Here is a 17,590-nt window from a genome sequence, read left to right as displayed (position 1 = left end):
TAGTGCTGAGCATAGAGGGGATGAGCAAGACGATCTATGATGGTTACACCGTCATTTTTGATAATTCGTCTGGATTTCTGTGATGAGCCGTTACGATGAGTTGACCAGTGAGTTGCTAATGGGCATGCGCCTGTATGGCGTTAACTACCAGCGCATTGCCGTCAGCGCCCCTTTTGGCCTGCGCTTTAATGATTCTCCGGGACGGGCCCAGTTTCATTTTGTCGGGCGCGGTACGCTGCTGGTGCGTGGCGCATCCGGCGCGCTTTTCACGCTGAACAGTGGCGATGCCCTGCTGATCCCTCACGGTAAGCCGCACAGCCTGCTCTCCAGTGAGGATGCCGACTGTCAGTGCATTGACGCGATGGCGAGCAAACCGATCTGTGACAGTATCTGTGCCATTACGGCACCGGCGGATGCCTGTGAAGATGACCACAGCATCCTGTTATTCAGCGCCAGCATGGCATTTGAACTGGGCGGCATGCAGCCGCTGATCAACACGATGCCGGACGTCATGCTGGTCAGTACGCTGCTGTCACACTACCCGGAGATTCGCCCAATGCTGGAGGCGATGGAGCGTGAATCACGTACCCGACACGCGGGTCACGCCGGGATTCTTTCGCGTCTGGCGGATGTGGTTGCGGCCCTGGTGGTGCGTGGCTGGGTAGAAAATGGCTGTGGGCAAAGTAGCGGGCTGGTGCAAGCGATGCGCGATCCGCGCCTGAGTGAGGCCATTGCCGCCATGCACCGTTCTCCGGGCGAGAACTGGACGGTAGAACGTTTAGCGCGCGAAGCCGGTAGCTCACGCTCGGTATTTGCCGAACGCTTTCTTCATGCCACCGGTATGACGCCGCTGCGCTACCTGACCGAATTGCGCATGCGACTGGCGGTTAAACGCATCGCCGACCATGGTGAGGCGCTGGAAACGGTCGCTTTCGATTTGGGCTATGGTTCACTGGCCGCTTTTAGCCGGGCCTTTAAAAGAATAATCGGCCAGTCACCCGGTGCACTGCGTGCCGGCTATACAGGCACGCAGGCGGTCGCGTCTTAGCGAAACACGCTGATCGCTTCAACCAACCGGTTAGCCTGATGCGTCATGCGCCCTGAGGCTTCTGCGCTTTCCTGAACGCGGGCGGCGTTTTGATGGGTAATATCGTCCAGATCTTCCACCGCCGTGCTCACTTCACTCAACGCGGTGGACTGTTCTGCTGTCGCGGCGCTGATTTGGCCGATCAGTGACGTCACGTTCTGGACCTGCTGCACTATGTCCTGCATGGTATGGCCTGCGGCACCCGCATGCTCGTTACCTGAATTGACCCGGCTGGCGCTGGTTTCAACCAGCGCTTTAATCTCGCTGGCGGCTTTTGCGCTGCGCTGTGCCAGGCTCCGCACCTCACCGGCCACCACGGCGAACCCTTTCCCCTGTTCACCCGCTCTGGCCGCCTCTACCGCCGCGTTCAGCGCCAGGATGTTGGTCTGGAAAGCAATGCTGTCGATAACGCTGGTGATACTGGCAATGCGCTGTGAGCTGTCAGCGATTTCTGCCATCATTCCCATCATCTCCTTCATGACCTCGCCGCCCTTGCTTGCCGCTTCACTGGTGTTAACAGAGAGCGAACTCACTTCCTGTGCGGTCTGCGTATTACTTTTTACCGTTGCGGTCATTTCGTTCATGGTCGCGGCCGTTTGCTGTACGTTGGCCGCCGCCTGCTCGGTGCGACGACTCAGTTCATTATTGCTACGGGCAATCGCATCACTGGCACTCAGCACATTAATGGCCTGGCCACTGACATCATCGACTAACCAGCGGAACATCAGCCCCAGCTGTCCAATGGCGCGTAGCGTCAGTCCTACCTCGTCGATGCGATCCATCTGCTCAACCTGATGGCTGGCACCGGTTGCCACACGCAGCGCCTGCCTGCACATGCGCTCGATGGGACGCGAGATCTGCTGTTCGAGCCACAGGCTGGCCAGCAACAGCAGGCAGGCCATACCGCCCGTAAAGCCCGCCAGCGCCAGTGGCGCAACGCCCAATGCCCAGACGCCCGCAACCGACAGCGGCAAGACAGCCAGTAACGCAGTGCGAATGCGCCAGCGGAGCGGCAACGTTTTTAATATCGATCCAAGACGACGCCAGCCGCTGCGTATAATCAGCCCTTTGTGAAACTGGCGGCCCCTTGCGCGTCCTTCGCGGAAATCGCGATATAGCGCTTCACACTGTTTAACCTCCTGCGCTGAGGGCTTAGTGCGCACGGACATATAGCCCTGGACCTTGCCGTCACGCACCACCGGAATGGCATTCGCCCGCACCCAGTAATGGTCTCCGTTTTTACGCCGGTTTTTAACCAGCGCGGTCCAGGGTTCACCCTGTTTTAAGGTGGCCCACATATCTGCAAAGGCTTCTGGTGGCATATCCGGATGGCGCACCATATTGTGCGGCTGCCCTTTTACCTCATCAGAGGTAAAACCACTGGCCTCAATAAAGGCGTCGTTGGCATAGGTGATATAGCTATTCAGGTCGGTCGTTGACATCAGTGTGGCATGATCGTCATAGACATATTCACGCTGGGAAACAGGTTGGTTATTGCGCATAGGAGTCCTTGCTCGTACCAGTCAGACTTACACCAGAAGTGTTAATGAGTGAGTGTTAAAAGGTAAAGATTACCTTTTTTTATGTTTTCGGCACTTGCGTAATGACTCTTTAGTGCTACGCGCAAATTTGTTGCATTTAAAAAGCCGCTTTAGGGCGGCTTTTGGTATTTATACCGCGATCATTCATTGCGAACGTAGCGGGTTGAGTACGCAGACTGGTAAGTCCGAGACAGTGTTAAGGACGTTTTGATGCAACAGATTCCCCATCCTTATTTTTTTACAGACCTGCCTAACAGGCTTTCTTCGTGTTTTATTTATCAATTCAGCGCAGGTCGACATTGCGGGTGCCGAACCACCACGTCAGTAAAAAGCCGCTAACCCAGGCGACAATCAATCCCCCCAGATAGACAGCCATGCCGGCAAAAATCCCCTGATGCGACGTCATCAGCGGCAGCGTGACCAGCCCAGACGGGCCAAATACGGTATTCATGCCCACCGGCAGCCCCAGCCATGCCACTAAGCCAATAAAGAATCCGCCGACCGCACCGCCACAGCAGGCGGTAATAAAAGGTTTGAGGCGCGGCAGCGTTACTCCGTAGATAAGCGGTTCCCCCACGCCCAGTAAGCCTGGCACGATAGCGCCTTTTATCTGGGCACGCAGCAGCGCGCCCTTTTCCGCTTTGCACCAGAGCGCCAGCGAGGCACCGACCTGACCGGCACCCGCCATGGCGAGAATCGGAAACAGTGAGTTAAATCCCTGGGTTTCCATCAGGGCAAAATAGACCGGGATAAATCCCTGATGAATGCCAAACATGACGGCGATCAGGAACAGTCCGGCCAGTAGCGCACAGCCAAACGGGTTGTTATTGAGGTGGATAAAGAGCCATGACATGCCCTTAAACAGCTCGCCGCCGACCGGCATAATCAGCAGGTATGTCAGCGCGCCCGTGATCAATAAGGTCAGCAGCGAGGTGAGAATCATATCCAGATTGTCTGGAATGATCGTGCGCAGCCGCCTTTCCAGCCAGCCACCAAACATGGCCGCCAGCAGCACCCCGATGATATTACCGCGCGGATCGATAGCCAGACCAAAAAAGCTGTCCATACCGCTGTAATAGCCGACTTTGGCATCCGGCACGTAGCCCAGAATAAACAGCGAGGCGATGATGGCCCCGTTTACGCCCGTGCCGCCGAAGGCTTTTTGCGCGTTGTAGCCAATCAGAATGCTGAGGAAGGTAAACAGCCCTTTGCCGAACACTTTCATATAGGCCACGCCCTGAATCAGCCAGCCAGGATGATCGCCAGGCGTGCTCAGGTGCAGGCTTTGCTCAATCAGGGTGGCAAACCCCAGCAGTAAACCTGCGGCAATAAAACCCGGAATGAGCGGCGTAAAAATGGTGGCGAAGCGTGCCAGGAACTGCTGCAGCGCGCCGGTCTGCCTGGCTTTTATCTGCTGTTTCTGTTCTGCCGCTACCTGGTGCAATACCGCGGCATCGCCCTGCGCCTGCGCCAGGATGGCCTGCATCCGTTCTGCCGCCGTCTGTGCCTTACCAGGACCGAGCACTATCTGCAACTGATCATCGCTGTCGATGACGCCTAGCACGCCGGGCAGGCGTTTCAGCCGGGCAATATCGGCCTGATTGTGTCTCAGCGTCAGTCGTAAACGCGTCATACAGTTGCCGCATACGACGATGTTCGCCGCGCCGCCCACTGCCTGCACGATATCGTGCAGAAGTGCATCGGTCATTTTTGCCATTAGCGCGCTCCCGAATCCTGTAATGCTTTGCGGATAAAGCCCTGGTGCTTAGCGAGCAGCGCGATCGCCTCATCGGCATTTAATCCTGCCAACACCATGAGGATGGCGGTTTTACAGTGTCCGCCACAGGCTGACAGCGCCGAGCGGGCGCTGGCTTCATCACAGTCAGTGGCCTGCATAACAATGTTAACCTGCCGCTGCACCAGCTTTTGGTTAGTGGCTTCAACATCCACCATCAGGTTGCCGTAAACCTTACCGCTACGAATCATCGCTCCGGTGGTGAGCATATTCAGCACCAGCTTCTGTGCGGTTCCGGCTTTCATGCGTGATGATCCCGTCACCACTTCAGGCCCCACTACTGGCGTCAGGGCGATATCGGCGACCTGAGCCATTTTGCTGTGTGGATTACAGGTCAGCGCTATCGTGGAGGCACCGCACTGCCGGGCATAGTCCAGCGCCCCCAATACGTAGGGCGTCCGTCCACTGGCAGCGATGCCGACCAGCACGTCGTGGCGGCTAAAGTGAATAGCCTTCAGATCCTGAGCGCCCTGTTCCACATTGTCTTCTGCGTTTTCTACCGCCTGCAAGATGGCCTGATGGCCCCCAGCAATCAGGCCAATAACCTGGTCACGTGGCGTTCCGAAGGTTGGTGGGCATTCACTTGCATCAAGAATACCTAAACGGCCGGATGTCCCGGCACCGCAGTAAATCAGACGTCCCCCTGCGCTGAACGCCGCGCAGATCGCCTCCACCGCGCGCGCAATCTCCGGCACGATCGCCTCCACGGCCAGAGCGACTTTTTTGTCTTCCTCGTTGATGACCCGCAGCATCGCCTCTGTGCTCATTTCATCAATATGCTGGCTGGCCGGATTGCGCCCTTCCGTGATCATCTGACTGAGATCGATTTTCACACTCGTCCTCCACAGGAATAATTTATTCTGGATATTTTTAACACAACGAATGAATAATTCATCCTCTGCCCACGTTTTTTTCTGCGGTGATAAAAACGGGGTAAAAAAAAGGCCCAACCACCGTTGAGCCTTTGTCTTGCTAACCCGCTGTTAACTGGCGGTTTGCGTCCGTAACTGTAATTCGTACGCTTTAGCCTGTTCTGTATCGAACTGGTTTTCCCAGCGCGCAATGACCAGCACTGCCAGAGCATTACCCACCACGTTGAGCGCGGTGCGGGCCATATCCATAATGCGGTCCACGCCCGCAATAAACGCCAGCCCTTCCAGCGGAATACCCACGCTGCCGAGCGTTGCCAACAGCACAACAAAGGATACGCCGGGCACGCCCGCAATGCCTTTGGAGGTGACCATCAGCGTCAGCACCAGAATAATTTCGTCCGTCAGCGACAGATCAATGCCATACAGCTGAGCAATAAAGATGGCGGCGATGCTCTGATACAGCGTTGATCCATCCAGGTTAAACGAATAGCCGGTCGGAACGACAAAGCTGGTAATCGCTTTGGGCGCGCCATAGGCTTCCATTTTCTCCATGATGCGCGGCAGCACGGTTTCTGAACTGGACGTTGAGTAAGACAGGATCAGCTCATCTTTTAAAATGCGCATCAGCGTCGTAATGCGTAGCTTGCAGAAACGCGCGACCGCTCCCAGCACCACAAAGGCAAAGAAGAGGATCGCCACATATACCAGCAGCACCAACTTCGCGAGCGGCCACAGCGACGCGAAGCCAAAGTTAGCAATCGTCACGGCGATCAACGCAAACACGCCCACTGGCGCGTAACGCATAATCATATGCGTCACTTTAAACATGGTTTCTGATACGCCACGGAACAGATTGACCAGCGGATCGCGCTGTTCTGACGGTAGAGCGGACAGTCCCAGCCCAAAAAGTACCGAGAAAAAGATAATCGGCAGCATTTCACCCTTCGCCATTGAGGCAAAGATGTTCTGCGGGATCAGCGACAGGATGGTCGCCACCAGACTGTGGGTGCCTTCCTGCACCTGAGCGGTTGTGGCTTCATATTTAGAGATGTCCACCGTTGCCAGCGTAGACATATCAATGCCGGTGCCGGGCTTAAACACGTTGGCCAGGGTAATACCAACAACAATGGCAACGGTGGTAATCACTTCAAAGTACAAAATGGTTTTGAGACCAATGCGTCCCAGCTTTTTCGCATCCCCGACACCCGCAATGCCGACAATCAAGGATGAAATCACGATGGGCACGACAATCATCTTAATCAGATGAATAAAGATATCGCCCGCCGGGCTGAGAATATTATTGACTAACCATTCACGATCTTCTGGCTGATTATGCAACACGGCACCCACGATGATGCCAAGCACAAGTGCGATCAGAATCTGCCAGGCAAGGCTGATTTTAAAACCTTTCATAACGCGTAATTTCCTCAGTCAAAACCCGTTTCTCTCTACTGCGAAGGTGCAGAAGACAATACACACAGGGAAGTGAGCAAAAAGCCCGGTAAATTAGAGGGTGTTTATAGACGGCGTCCCGCATTGAAATGCGATGATTTCCATACCCATTTTCAGACGCGGTCTGAGTTGATACCTGATGATCAGGGGCGAGATAAGTACCATTTTCACTGTGGTAAATGCAACCCTTGGAGGCTTCGATTAAAACTTCACCATCTCTTAAGCATAAAATGCTGGCACAGGCGCAAATCCCTAACCTGCTGTTATGAAAAGTAAACCTTCGATAAGTTTTCGCATAGCTATTCAGGCAATGCTCAATGTCTGCGCGGTTCGTTCGCTGTTTTTTTAACCAGAGCCCTTCACAAAATGTTGCAACTTAAATCCCCATTTTTTGCAGGGAGTTAGTGGGATTTTACCCAATTCACGACGTTTTTATGTCAGCAAGGTTAACGCGTGATCTATGGCGCAAAAAAGAAACAAAACCGGTTGTCGGGCTTCACTTAACCATTGATTGACATATGATTAACATCTTCAAGGAGATTCGCCATGAGCCAACATCATATCTATCCTGTTCCAGAAAATATTGCAGCAAACGCGCTGATTACTGCCGAACAGTATCAGGCGATGTACCAGCAATCGGTTACCGATCCAGAAACATTCTGGGGGGAGCAAGGTAAAATCCTTGACTGGATAAAGCCTTACAGCAAAGTTAAAAACACGTCTTTTGCGCCTGGCAATATTTCCATTCGTTGGTATGAGGACGGCACGCTCAATCTGGCGGCGAACTGCCTGGATCGTCACCTGGCAACCCGGGGCGATCATCCTGCCATCATCTGGGAAGGTGATGATGCCAACGAAAGCAAAACAATAACCTTTCGTCAGCTTCACGCCGATGTCTGTCGCTTTGCCAACGTGCTGGAGCTGCTCGGGGTTAAAAAAGGCGATGTCGTCGCGATTTATATGCCAATGGTGCCGGAAGCCGCGGTCGCCATGCTGGCCTGCGCGCGCATTGGCGCCGTGCATTCGGTTATTTTTGGCGGCTTTTCACCGGAAGCGGTGGCAGGTCGTGTGATCGACTCCAGTGCAGCCTTAATTGTGACAGCCGATGAAGGCGTGCGCGCGGGGCGTACGATCCCACTGAAAAAAAATGTGGATGATGCGTTAAAAAATCCCAACGTAAACAGCGTGAAAAACGTCGTGGTCTTTCAACGTACCGGCAAAGACGTCGGTTGGGTTGAAGGACGTGACAGGCACTGGCACGAGCTGATGCAGAACGCCAGTACCAACCACTCTGCGGCAGAAATGCAGGCAGAAGATCCGCTGTTTATCCTGTATACCTCAGGTTCAACCGGCAAGCCGAAAGGCGTGCTGCATACGACCGGCGGCTATCTGGTTTACGCTGCGACCACCTTTAAGTTTGTTTTTGACTACCATCAGGACGATATCTACTGGTGTACGGCTGACGTAGGCTGGGTTACCGGCCACAGCTATCTGCTGTATGGCCCGCTGGCCTGCGGTGCCACGACGCTGATGTTTGAAGGCGTGCCCAACTGGCCGACGTCCGCCCGCATGGCGCAGGTGGTGGATAAGCATAAAGTCACCCTGCTCTACACCGCGCCCACGGCTATCCGCGCGCTGATGGCCGAAGGGGACAAGGCGATTGAAGGCACCGACCGTAGCAGCCTGCGTATTATGGGTTCGGTCGGTGAGCCGATTAATCCGGAAGCCTGGGAGTGGTATCACAAAAAAATCGGCAACAGCCAGTGTCCAATAGTGGATACCTGGTGGCAGACCGAAACCGGGGGGTTTATGATCACCCCGCTACCCGGCGCAACGCGGCTTAAGGCCGGTTCTGCGACCACGCCTTTCTTTGGCGTACAGCCCGCGCTGGTCGATAATGAGGGGCATCCTCAGGAAGGAGCCTGCGAAGGTAACCTGGTTATCACTGACTCCTGGCCAGGCCAGGCCCGAACGCTGTTCGGCGATCACGACCGTTTCGAACAAACCTATTTCTCTACCTTCAAAAATGCCTACTTTAGCGGTGACGGCGCGCGACGGGATGAGGACGGTTATTACTGGATCACCGGCCGCGTGGATGATGTGCTGAATGTGTCAGGGCATCGTCTGGGCACGGCAGAAATCGAATCGGCCCTGGTTTCCCACCCTAAAATTGCCGAAGCCGCTGTGGTGGGGATCCCGCACAGCATTAAGGGCCAGGCCATTTACGCCTATATCACCCTGAATCACGGCGAGGAGCCCTCACCAGAGCTTTATACCGAAGTGCGTAACTGGGTACGCAAAGAAATTGGCCCGATCGCCACGCCCGATGTGCTGCACTGGACCGACTCTCTGCCAAAAACCCGCTCCGGTAAAATCATGCGCCGTATCCTGCGGAAAATCGCCGCGGGTGATACCAGTAATTTAGGCGATACGTCAACGCTGGCCGATCCTGGCGTCGTTGAGAAACTGCTTGAAGAGAAACAGTCCATCACCATGCCGTAACAACCCGGCGGAAAGCATCAGGCTTTCCGCCACCACTTCCCTACGTAGTGTGTTTCTGTAGTCACAAAAATATAACTCATTCACGCTTTTGCGTGAGGTCCACGCCTGCATGCTTCTGGAGATAATGTGATGAATGATGCCCTGCCCGAACAGGAAAGGATCTACCAACAAATTGAACGTAATCCTCGCTTTCAGGAATTGGTACACAAGCGCCAGTCCTTTGCCCTGCTGCTGTCGTTAATTATGCTGGTGCTGTATGTCGGCTTTATTCTGCTTATTGCTTTTGCCCCTGGCTGGCTGGGCACGCCTCTTCATGCCGGCACCAATGTGACACGCGGCATTCCGCTCGGCGTAGGGCTGATCGTCATCTCCTTTGTCCTGACCGGCGTGTACGTCTGGCGCGCAAACGGCGAGTTTGATCGTCTGACGAAGGCTATCCTCAGCGAGGTAAAACCATGATCCGTCTTATGCTGTGGATGCTGGCAGCGCTGCTGCCGTTTTCTGCTCTGGCCGCCGATGCCATTACGGGCGCGGTACAGAAACAGGCTGTTAACTATCAGGCGATCGTCATGTTTGTGATTTTCGTCGGCGCCACGTTGAGTATCACTTACTGGGCGTCGAAGCGAACGCGTTCGCGTAGCGATTACTACACCGCAGGCGGAAATATCACCGGCTTTCAGAATGGGCTGGCCATGGCAGGCGACTTTATGTCCGCCGCCTCTTTTCTGGGTATTTCGGCGCTGGTGTATACCTCGGGCTATGACGGCTTAATCTATTCGCTGGGCTTTCTGGTCGGCTGGCCGATGATTCTGTTTCTGATTGCAGAACGGCTGCGTAATCTGGGGCGCTATACCTTTGCCGATGTTGCCTCGTATCGCCTGAAGCAAAAACCTATACGCACCCTGTCAGCCTGCGGTTCACTGGTGGTGGTTGCGCTCTATCTGATTGCTCAGATGGTTGGGGCAGGTAAACTGATCCAGCTTCTGTTCGGCCTCAATTATCATATCGCCGTTATCCTGGTGGGGATCCTGATGGTGATGTACGTGCTGTTCGGCGGCATGCTGGCGACGACCTGGGTTCAGATCATCAAAGCCGTTCTGTTGCTGTTTGGTGCCTCATTCATGGCCATTATGGTAATGAAAAGCACCGGTTTTAGCTTTAATACGCTGTTCACCGAAGCGATGGCTGTCCACCCGAAAGGCGCGGCCATTATGCAGCCCGGCGGGCTGGTTAAAGATCCCATTTCTGCCCTGTCGCTGGGGCTGGGGCTGATGTTTGGTACGGCGGGATTGCCGCATATTCTGATGCGCTTCTTTACCGTTGCCGACGCCAAAGAGGCACGTAAAAGCGTATTTTGGGCCACCGGTTTTATGGGGTACTTCTACTTTCTGACCTTTATTATCGGCTTCGGCGCCATACTGCTGGTCGGTGCCAACCCGGCCTTTAAAGATGCCTCCGGCGCGTTAATCGGCGGCACCAATATGGCGGCTGTACACCTGGCGAATGCGGTTGGCGGCAGCACCTTCCTGGGCTTTATTTCAGCCGTGGCATTCGCCACGATTCTGGCCGTGGTGGCTGGCTTGACGCTGGCGGGCGCTTCGGCGGTCTCTCACGATTTGTACGCCAGCGTTTACCGTAAGGGCCAGGCCAGCGAGCGCGACGAGCTGCGGGTATCGAAAATTACGGTGCTGGTGCTCGGTGTTGTGGCGATCGCCCTGGGTATTCTGTTTGAAAAACAGAACATCGCGTTTATGGTAGGCCTGGCGTTCTCGATTGCGGCCAGCTGTAACTTTCCGATTATCCTGCTTTCCATGTACTGGTCTAAACTCACCACCCGCGGCGCGATGGTCGGCGGCTGGTTAGGGCTGATCACCGCCGTGGTGCTAATGATTCTTGGCCCTACCGTCTGGGTTCAGGTGTTGGGCCATGCTTCGCCAATCTATCCGTATGAATATCCGGCCCTGTTCTCTATTACTATCGCCTTTGTGGGCACCTGGCTGTTTTCGGTAACCGATCATTCGCAACAGGGCGCAGAAGAGCGCTCACGCTTCCGGGCGCAGTTTATTCGCTCCCAGACCGGTGCCGGTATTGAGCAAGGCAAAGCGCACTAATCCCTTTTCCCGGGCATAAAAAAGGGCAGGGTCCGCGAGGCCCCTGCCCTTTTTCTCAGGCCACTATCAGAAGCGCAGTGATGCGCCCACGTATGGACCATCGACCAGGACGTTGTCTTTACGACCGCCTTTATTATTCAGCTCGATATACTGATAACCCACGCGCAGGTTAAGCAGAGAGACCGGCGTAAAGCTCACACCGCCGCTTGCTTCCTGGTAGCTGTCCAGATGATCGGTAAGGCCTTCCGGCGCATAATAATACTGGCCGTACAGGCCCCACATGCTGTTGAAGTTGTACTGCGCGCTGCCGCCCAGCGCCACCGCAAATCCGTCTTTCCCGTCTTCAGGATGGGTAAAAATCGCCTTTGCGGTTGGCGCCAGTCGCAGATCGCCGAAATCGACGTTGTAGCCCAGGCCAGCGCCGTAAGTGCTGCCGTCATGATCGCTACGCAACCAGTTGCCGTTCAGGAACAGGCCTGGTGAGGTCGTGCCCAAACCGACATTCAGGTTGGTGCTGTGCTCGCCAACATCGACGCTGCCCTCGATGGCCTGCGCGGCGCCGCTCAGCATAATGAAGCTCAGAGCGCTTCCGGTAACAAGTTGCTTAAACATGATTCTCTCCATGATGGGTCAAATAATTCCGCATCAAGGGTAGCAGTCTGAAACGAGGTGACAACTAAATTTGGAAAGCTTTACGTAAAAAGAGATGTCATTTTGTGCCAAAACGGACAACGCGCTGTAAGTTAAGCGGAAAAGAGCGGATGACAGGCGCATTCAGGCCTGTCATCACCCGGCTCAGTGTGCCCACATCAGGTGCCCGATGAACGGCGCCAGTATGACGGTTACTACACCAGACAGCATCATCACCAGGCTTGATACCACGCCTTCCTGCTGCCCCAGTTGATAAGCGCGTGCCGTACCGGCACCGTGCGAAGCGGCACCGAATCCGGCCCCTTTCGCCACGCCCTGTTTGATGGCGATGCGCAGGAACAGCACATCCCCTACCGCCATGCCAAATACGCCTGTCACAACCACAAACAGCGCCACCAGATCGGGCTGCGCACCCATGGGTTTGGCCGCCGCCAGCGCAAAGGGCGTAGTAATGGAGCGCACGGCCAGACTTCGCTGAATAGTTTCCGGTAAATTCAGTAAGCGCGCCAGCCAGACGGAACTGCATACCGAGACCGTTGTGGCGGTTAACACACCGGCACTCAGCGATAACCAGTGCCGTTTAATCACCGCCAGATTTTCATAGACCGGCACCGCAAAGGCCAGCGTCGCGGGGCCCAACAGCCACAGTAGCCAGTGGCTTTCCGCAATATAGTTTTGCCAGCTGATATGGGTCAGCAGCAGCAGCGCCACCAGAATGAGCGGGGTCATGATCAGCGGCATCAGTAACAGTGTTGGCCAGCGGCGATACAGCCGTTTATTCAGGTAATAAATCAATAGCGTGACGGCCGCACACAGCAGGCTGATAAACAGATTACGCATCGCCGCCGCCCTGCTTACGCGCGGCCCGCGCGACCTCGAAGCGGTACAGGCGATCCACCACCAGGGCGGTCGTTGCCAGCACCAGTAGCGTACTGACCGCAATCACCACAAAAATCCGCCAGCCATCAATCTGCAACAGATCAGCGTAATTCACCACCGCCACCACCGCCGGGATAAAAAACAGCAGCATCTCTGCCAGCAGCCAGCTGGCACCGACTTTCACCCAGCGCAGCGGCAAAACGCGTAGCGCAATCAGCATTAACATCAGCAGCATGCCGACAATGTTGGCCGGCAGCGGCAGATGCAGCCAGTTCACCAGCTGCTCGCTGGCGACGAATACCGAGATAAACAGCGCCAGCTGTAGCGGTAAGCTGAGCCGTTGCAGCCTGTCGAGGTTAAGGCGCGGCAATGCCAGGGCCATCATTTTTCTCCCATATTGTTAATGCGCTCAGTATAGAATCACGAGGTACTGTGAAAAAAATGAATTAAAATTATTAAAATCATGCCAGAAAGGAATAGTTATGGACGTTCGTGCGTTGCGTTACTTTACCGAAGTGGTACGTCAGCAGAGTTTTACCCGGGCCGCGCAAAAGCTGTTTGTGACGCAGCCGACGATCAGCAAAATGGTGCGTCAGCTGGAAGAGGAACTGGACTGCGCGCTACTGCTTCGCGATGGACGTCGCCTGCATCTCACGGACAGCGGACAAGCCGTTTATCAACGCGGACTGGCTATTTTGCAGGAGTTCCATCAGCTTGAGGCAGAGATAGGCGATATCAATCAGTTGAAAACCGGCAAGCTGCGGCTCGGTATTCCCCCAATGGTCGGCATGCAGATCGCCGGATCGGTTTCGGCGTTTCGTCGCCGGTATCCGGGCGTGGAACTCAGCATTGCTGAGTTTGGCGGCTTAACGGTTCAGGAGGCGGTGCTGGCAGGCACGCTGGATATTGCCCTGACGGCGCTCCCGGTCGATGCCGAATTACCCCTGGAAACGTTATCGCTGATGCAGCATCCGTTATGTGTCTTACTGCCCCGTCAGGAACCCTGGCTGCAACGCACCCAGCTCAGCCTGCGCGATTTGGCTCCGCATCCTTTGCTGATCTTTAATGAAGAGTTTTCGCTGAACCGCCAGTTAATGAAAGCTTTTCAGCGTCAGGAGATAACCCCTACCATTGCCGTGCGTAGCGGGCAGTGGGATTTTCTGGCCGCCATGGTGCAGGCCGGGATGGGGCTGGCAATTTTGCCGGAGCCGATATGCCAGCGGTTAGATAAACAGTCGTTACTGTGGCTGCCGCTGGAATCCGAGCTTCAGTGGCATCTGGGGCTGATCTGGCGGGAAGGCAGCTATCTGTCACGCAGCGCGCAGGCGTGGATTGCGTGTTGCCGCGAACACTGGCCCGATCAGGCGCCGCGCCTCTCCGTCTAGTGCAGCAGCCCGCCCGGCCGTCGCAGAACGCAGGTGACCGGGCGGGCGCGGCGCAACAGGGAGTTTACTCTTCTTTCTCGATCAGAAGCGCTTCCAGCAGGTCCAGATCGTGCAACAATTTTTGCATCGTTTCGTTGGATATCTGCTGGGTGGCACGCAGGTGATACACTTCGGCACGTTCGGCACGCAGTGCGTTCAAACGGAAGCGACGTTCCAGGTTCTCGGCAAACAGCGCGTGCTCGAGGTCGTTTTTCCCCTCCGCACGGCGACGCAGGTTGCCGATGACACGCAGGCTGACCTCTTTCAGCAGCTCAGGATCGATATTTTCGTCGGTTTCCTTTTCGAGCCGTGCCTCCATCTTTTGCAGACTCTCGATAGCCACACCGGCCATCACCGCTCTTGCATGCTGAAGTTCGTGCCGATGAGCACTCTTATCCATCGTCTCGACGCCGCGCAGCAGCACCGGCAGAACAATGACGCCAACCAGTAACGAGAACAGAATCACGCCGGTTGCGATAAACACCAGCTCATAGCGCGCCGGGAAAGGATTGCCGTTGCTCAGGAACAGGGGAATCGACAGGACACCCGCCAGGGTGATGGCCCCGCGCACGCCCGCAAAAGAGGCAATCAGCAGTTCGCGCAAAGAGTAGCTGGAGAAAACTAATGGCTTGTTTTTTAACAGGCGCTTGCTGAAACGCTGCATGATCCACAGCCAGCCGAAACGGACCACCATTAACGCCGCATAGACCAATGCGATATCTGCAAAGATCATCCAGATATCCACGTTGGGATCCGCGTTCGCCTGTTGAATGGAATTTTCCAGGATAGAGGGCAATTGCAGGCCCAGCATCAGGAACACCATGCCGTTAAACACAAACTCCAGCATGTGCCAGACGCTATTGGCGCGCAGTCGCATGGTCAGCGGGGCCTGACGGATAATACCGGAGCGCGTGATGGTCATCCCGGCCGCGACGGCGGCTAAAATGCCGGAAACGCCCAGGTGTTCTGCAATCAGATACGAGGCAAACGGCAGCAGCAGCAGCAGGACGATCTGTGTGGCGGCATCGTCCCCACCGCTCCAGCGGTTCAGGACACGCAGTGACTTACCGTAGAGCCAGCAGACCGCAACACCGGCAATTAAGCCGCCGACCGCCACTTTCAGGAATTCGACGCTGGCACCGCCCCAACTAAACACCATGGTGCCCATCGCCACCGCGACGGCAAATTTCAGTGAAACCAGGCCAGAGGCATCGTTCATCAAGGCTTCGCCCTGAAGTATTCCCATAATTTTCTTAGGAATGCGGCCTTCGCCGACAATGCCTGACAGCGCCACGGCATCGGTAGGTGATAACACTGCCGCCAGGGCGAAAGCAGGGATAAGAGGAATACCGGGAACCGTCCAGTAAATCAGATAGCCAATTCCGACGACGGTAATCAGCACCAGCACCAGCGCCAGGCCAAGAATTTCCCGCCCGTAATGCAGAAACTCGCTAACCGGCGTTTTCCAGCCGTCAGCAAATAACAGCGGCGGAATAAATAAGACGAGGAACAGTTCCGGATCAAAATCCACATGCAGGCCGAAGTTAGGCCAGGCCAGTAGCGCACCGACGGCGATCTGCACCAGCGGTAGCGGGATTTGAAAAGGCAAGATACGTGCGGCGACCCCGGAGAGCGACACCACCAGTGTCATAATTAAAATAGTAAAAAAGATTTCCATGCTTTCCTTAGGCGGTTGTTATCTTCGAATCAACTATAAGTTAAAAGTGTAAAACAAACTGGCCAGGGCAGGAAAAGCAAGCCGTGCTTAAAAGACCAAAAAGCGGATAATTCCGGACGCTCCGCTGAACGTCCGGTTTGACAGTCAGATCGCCCAGCCTCCGGCATAAAAGGCGACTAACGCGGCGGCAATCACGACAGTGCCCACGTTGAGCTTACGCCACTCGCCCGCAAACAGACGGCCCACCACCAGAGTGGCGAACCCCATCATAATGCCGGTAACGATGTTACAGGTCAGCACGATAATCACCGCCGTGAGCAGGCCGGACATGGCATCAACGAAGTCACCGAAATCGATCTTGGCCACGTTGCTCAGCATCAACAGGCCGACATACATCAACGCTGGCGCGGTGGCGTAAGCCGGCACCAGGTATGCGATCGGCGACATGAACAGAATGACCAGGAACAGGAGACCCACAACGATCGCCGTCAGGCCGGTTTTACCGCCCGCCGCCGTACCGGCGGCAGACTCAATGTAGACTGCCGCCGGCGAAGCACCGACAAGGCCAGCAAACAGGCTACTGACGGAATCCGTGGTCAGCGCCCGACCACCGTTGATGATCTGCCCGTCTTTATCCAGCAGATTGGCCTGGCCCGCAACCGCGCGGATCGTGCCGGTGGCATCAAAGACCGCCGTCATCACTAGCGCCAGCACGCTGGGCAGCACCGCAGGCTGCAAGGCGCCCATGATGTCCAGGCTAAAGAGCTGTGACTCACCCTGCGCATCACGCAGGCTGGGCAGGGCAAACAGTCCCTGCCAGCGCACGGCCGGGTCGAACACCAGCCCCAGAGCAGAAATCGCGATAACGGTCAGTAAAATACCGCCAGGCACGCGGCGTTTTTCCAGGCCAAAAATGGCGGCCAGCCCCAGCAATGACATCATGACGGGGAACGACGTAAACTGGCCCAGGGCAACGGGTAACCCTGAGGCCGGATTTCTGACGACCAGTCCCACGTTGTCTGCCGCAATCAGCAGCAAAAACAGACCAATGCCGACGCCCGTTCCGTGCGCAACCCCCATTGGCAGATTGCGTAAGATCCAGGCGCGAATCCCGGTGGTGGAAATCAGGGTAAAGAGCAGGCCCATCAGGAACACGGCACCCAGCGCCACGGGTACGCTAATGTGCTGACCCAGCACAAGGCTGAAAGCGGTAAACGCCGTCAGTGAGATAGCACAGCCAATTGCCATGGGTAAATTCGCCCACAGCCCCATGATGATCGATCCCACGCTCGCCACCAGACAGGTCGCAACGAACACCGCCGTGGGTGAAAATCCCGCCTTACTGAGCATGCCGGGCACCACGATCACTGAATAAACCATGGCGAGGAACGTAGTCAGCCCGGCGACAATTTCCTGTCGCACGCTGCTGCCACGGGCCGAGATGGCGAACCAGGCATCCAGCTTTCCACCGGACGGGCGTGATTCAATTGACATAGTTGAGCCTCAAAAATTGTTGTAGTGGGATCGTGCGGTAACGGCCCTGACGTCCCTGGAAACCTGTCATCGCCAGCGGGCAGCCGGCAAAAGGCAAACGTTTA

Annotated in this window: 14 protein-coding genes; 5 read left to right on the top strand and 9 right to left on the bottom strand. The window is 55.6% G+C overall.

What is annotated here, in order from left to right:
• Positions 1-82 precede the first annotated feature (82 nt).
• Entirely contained in the window at positions 83-1,048 is a 966-nt protein-coding gene (locus QLG08_RS14160; RefSeq protein ID WP_238493283.1) for an AraC family transcriptional regulator, read from the top strand.
• Here the strand turns inward: QLG08_RS14160 and QLG08_RS14155 are convergent.
• The 4 genes from QLG08_RS14155 to gltP form a co-directional block, all read right to left on the bottom strand.
• The gene (locus QLG08_RS14155; protein WP_013024196.1) at positions 1,045-2,589 is read right to left on the bottom strand and encodes a PAS domain-containing methyl-accepting chemotaxis protein; all 1,545 of its coding nucleotides are present in this window, start codon (positions 2,587-2,589) and stop codon (positions 1,045-1,047) included. The genes QLG08_RS14160 and QLG08_RS14155 overlap by 4 nt on opposite strands.
• Before the next feature lie 322 nt (positions 2,590-2,911).
• Positions 2,912-4,345: a PTS N-acetylmuramic acid transporter subunit IIBC gene (gene murP / locus QLG08_RS14150; protein WP_029569368.1), complete on the bottom strand. Its 1,434-nt coding sequence runs from the start codon at positions 4,343-4,345 to the stop codon at positions 2,912-2,914.
• Positions 4,345-5,256: an N-acetylmuramic acid 6-phosphate etherase gene (murQ, locus tag QLG08_RS14145; RefSeq protein ID WP_104933746.1), complete on the bottom strand. Its 912-nt coding sequence runs from the start codon at positions 5,254-5,256 to the stop codon at positions 4,345-4,347. Before murQ ends, murP begins: the two co-directional genes overlap by 1 nt.
• Positions 5,257-5,406: 150 nt before the next feature.
• A complete protein-coding gene (gltP, locus tag QLG08_RS14140) occupies positions 5,407-6,708 on the bottom strand; it encodes a glutamate/aspartate:proton symporter GltP (protein WP_014595076.1) in 1,302 nt (433 codons plus the stop codon).
• A 585-nt stretch (positions 6,709-7,293) separates the two neighbouring features.
• On the opposite strand from gltP, the gene acs reads away from it, so the two are divergent.
• The 3 genes from acs (at position 7,294) to actP (ending at position 11,360) form a co-directional block, all read left to right on the top strand.
• Positions 7,294-9,249, top strand: a complete 1,956-nt coding sequence (gene acs, locus QLG08_RS14135) for an acetate--CoA ligase (protein WP_014606927.1) — start codon at positions 7,294-7,296, stop codon at positions 9,247-9,249.
• A 129-nt stretch (positions 9,250-9,378) separates the two neighbouring features.
• Positions 9,379-9,708, top strand: coding sequence for a DUF485 domain-containing protein (locus QLG08_RS14130; protein ID WP_014606928.1), 330 nt, complete (start codon positions 9,379-9,381; stop codon positions 9,706-9,708).
• The gene (actP, locus tag QLG08_RS14125; RefSeq protein ID WP_013024190.1) at positions 9,705-11,360 is read left to right on the top strand and encodes a cation/acetate symporter ActP; all 1,656 of its coding nucleotides are present in this window, start codon (positions 9,705-9,707) and stop codon (positions 11,358-11,360) included. Before QLG08_RS14130 ends, actP begins: the two co-directional genes overlap by 4 nt.
• A gap of 66 nt (positions 11,361-11,426) precedes the next feature.
• Here actP and QLG08_RS14120 read toward each other — a convergent pair whose 3' ends face one another.
• The 3 genes from QLG08_RS14120 to QLG08_RS14110 form a co-directional block, all read right to left on the bottom strand.
• Complete coding sequence (locus QLG08_RS14120) at positions 11,427-11,972, bottom strand: YfaZ family outer membrane protein (protein ID WP_014606929.1); 546 nt, start codon at positions 11,970-11,972, stop codon at positions 11,427-11,429.
• 183 nt (positions 11,973-12,155) lie between these two features.
• Positions 12,156-12,851: an LrgB family protein gene (locus QLG08_RS14115; RefSeq protein WP_013024188.1), complete on the bottom strand. Its 696-nt coding sequence runs from the start codon at positions 12,849-12,851 to the stop codon at positions 12,156-12,158.
• Positions 12,844-13,275 carry a CidA/LrgA family protein gene (locus QLG08_RS14110; RefSeq protein WP_013024187.1) on the bottom strand — a complete coding sequence of 144 codons (432 nt, stop codon included), beginning with the start codon at positions 13,273-13,275 and terminating at the stop codon, positions 12,844-12,846. The genes QLG08_RS14115 and QLG08_RS14110 overlap by 8 nt, the downstream gene beginning before the upstream one ends.
• A gap of 97 nt (positions 13,276-13,372) precedes the next feature.
• Here QLG08_RS14110 and QLG08_RS14105 point away from each other — a divergent pair, with 97 nt between their 5' ends.
• Complete coding sequence (locus QLG08_RS14105) at positions 13,373-14,275, top strand: LysR family transcriptional regulator (protein ID WP_013024186.1); 903 nt, start codon at positions 13,373-13,375, stop codon at positions 14,273-14,275.
• 64 nt (positions 14,276-14,339) lie between these two features.
• Here QLG08_RS14105 and QLG08_RS14100 read toward each other — a convergent pair whose 3' ends face one another.
• Both QLG08_RS14100 and QLG08_RS14095 read right to left on the bottom strand, forming a co-directional pair.
• Positions 14,340-15,992, bottom strand: coding sequence for a Na+/H+ antiporter (locus QLG08_RS14100; RefSeq protein ID WP_013024185.1), 1,653 nt, complete (start codon positions 15,990-15,992; stop codon positions 14,340-14,342).
• A 144-nt stretch (positions 15,993-16,136) separates the two neighbouring features.
• Entirely contained in the window at positions 16,137-17,486 is a 1,350-nt protein-coding gene (locus QLG08_RS14095) for an NCS2 family permease (protein ID WP_013024184.1), read from the bottom strand.
• Positions 17,487-17,590: the final 104 nt, after the last annotated feature.

Origin of the sequence: Pantoea sp. V106_11 (genome assembly GCF_029967885.1) — a bacterium.
GTDB lineage: Bacteria > Pseudomonadota > Gammaproteobacteria > Enterobacterales > Enterobacteriaceae > Pantoea > Pantoea ananatis.
Note: the sequence above shows the minus strand (reverse complement) of the source record. Positions and strands in the feature narration are given on the sequence as shown.

Bases quoted from the DNA above. Each gene is read 5' to 3' on its own strand.
- acs (WP_014606927.1), top strand. From the start codon at position 7,294: ATGAGCCAACATCATATCTATCCTGTTCCAGAAAATATTGCAGCAAAC.
- actP (WP_013024190.1), top strand. From the start codon at position 9,705: ATGATCCGTCTTATGCTGTGGATGCTGGCAGCGCTGCTGCCGTTTTCT.
- murP (WP_029569368.1), bottom strand. From the start codon at position 4,345: ATGGCAAAAATGACCGATGCACTTCTGCACGATATCGTGCAGGCAGTG.
- QLG08_RS14160 (WP_238493283.1), top strand. From the start codon at position 83: ATGAGCCGTTACGATGAGTTGACCAGTGAGTTGCTAATGGGCATGCGC.
- QLG08_RS14095 (WP_013024184.1), bottom strand. From the start codon at position 17,486: ATGTCAATTGAATCACGCCCGTCCGGTGGAAAGCTGGATGCCTGGTTC.
- QLG08_RS14155 (WP_013024196.1), bottom strand. From the start codon at position 2,589: ATGCGCAATAACCAACCTGTTTCCCAGCGTGAATATGTCTATGACGAT.
- QLG08_RS14115 (WP_013024188.1), bottom strand. From the start codon at position 12,851: ATGCGTAATCTGTTTATCAGCCTGCTGTGTGCGGCCGTCACGCTATTG.
- QLG08_RS14110 (WP_013024187.1), bottom strand. From the start codon at position 13,275: ATGATGGCCCTGGCATTGCCGCGCCTTAACCTCGACAGGCTGCAACGG.
- QLG08_RS14100 (WP_013024185.1), bottom strand. From the start codon at position 15,992: ATGGAAATCTTTTTTACTATTTTAATTATGACACTGGTGGTGTCGCTC.
- gltP (WP_014595076.1), bottom strand. From the start codon at position 6,708: ATGAAAGGTTTTAAAATCAGCCTTGCCTGGCAGATTCTGATCGCACTT.
- QLG08_RS14120 (WP_014606929.1), bottom strand. From the start codon at position 11,972: ATGTTTAAGCAACTTGTTACCGGAAGCGCTCTGAGCTTCATTATGCTG.
- QLG08_RS14130 (WP_014606928.1), top strand. From the start codon at position 9,379: ATGAATGATGCCCTGCCCGAACAGGAAAGGATCTACCAACAAATTGAA.
- QLG08_RS14105 (WP_013024186.1), top strand. From the start codon at position 13,373: ATGGACGTTCGTGCGTTGCGTTACTTTACCGAAGTGGTACGTCAGCAG.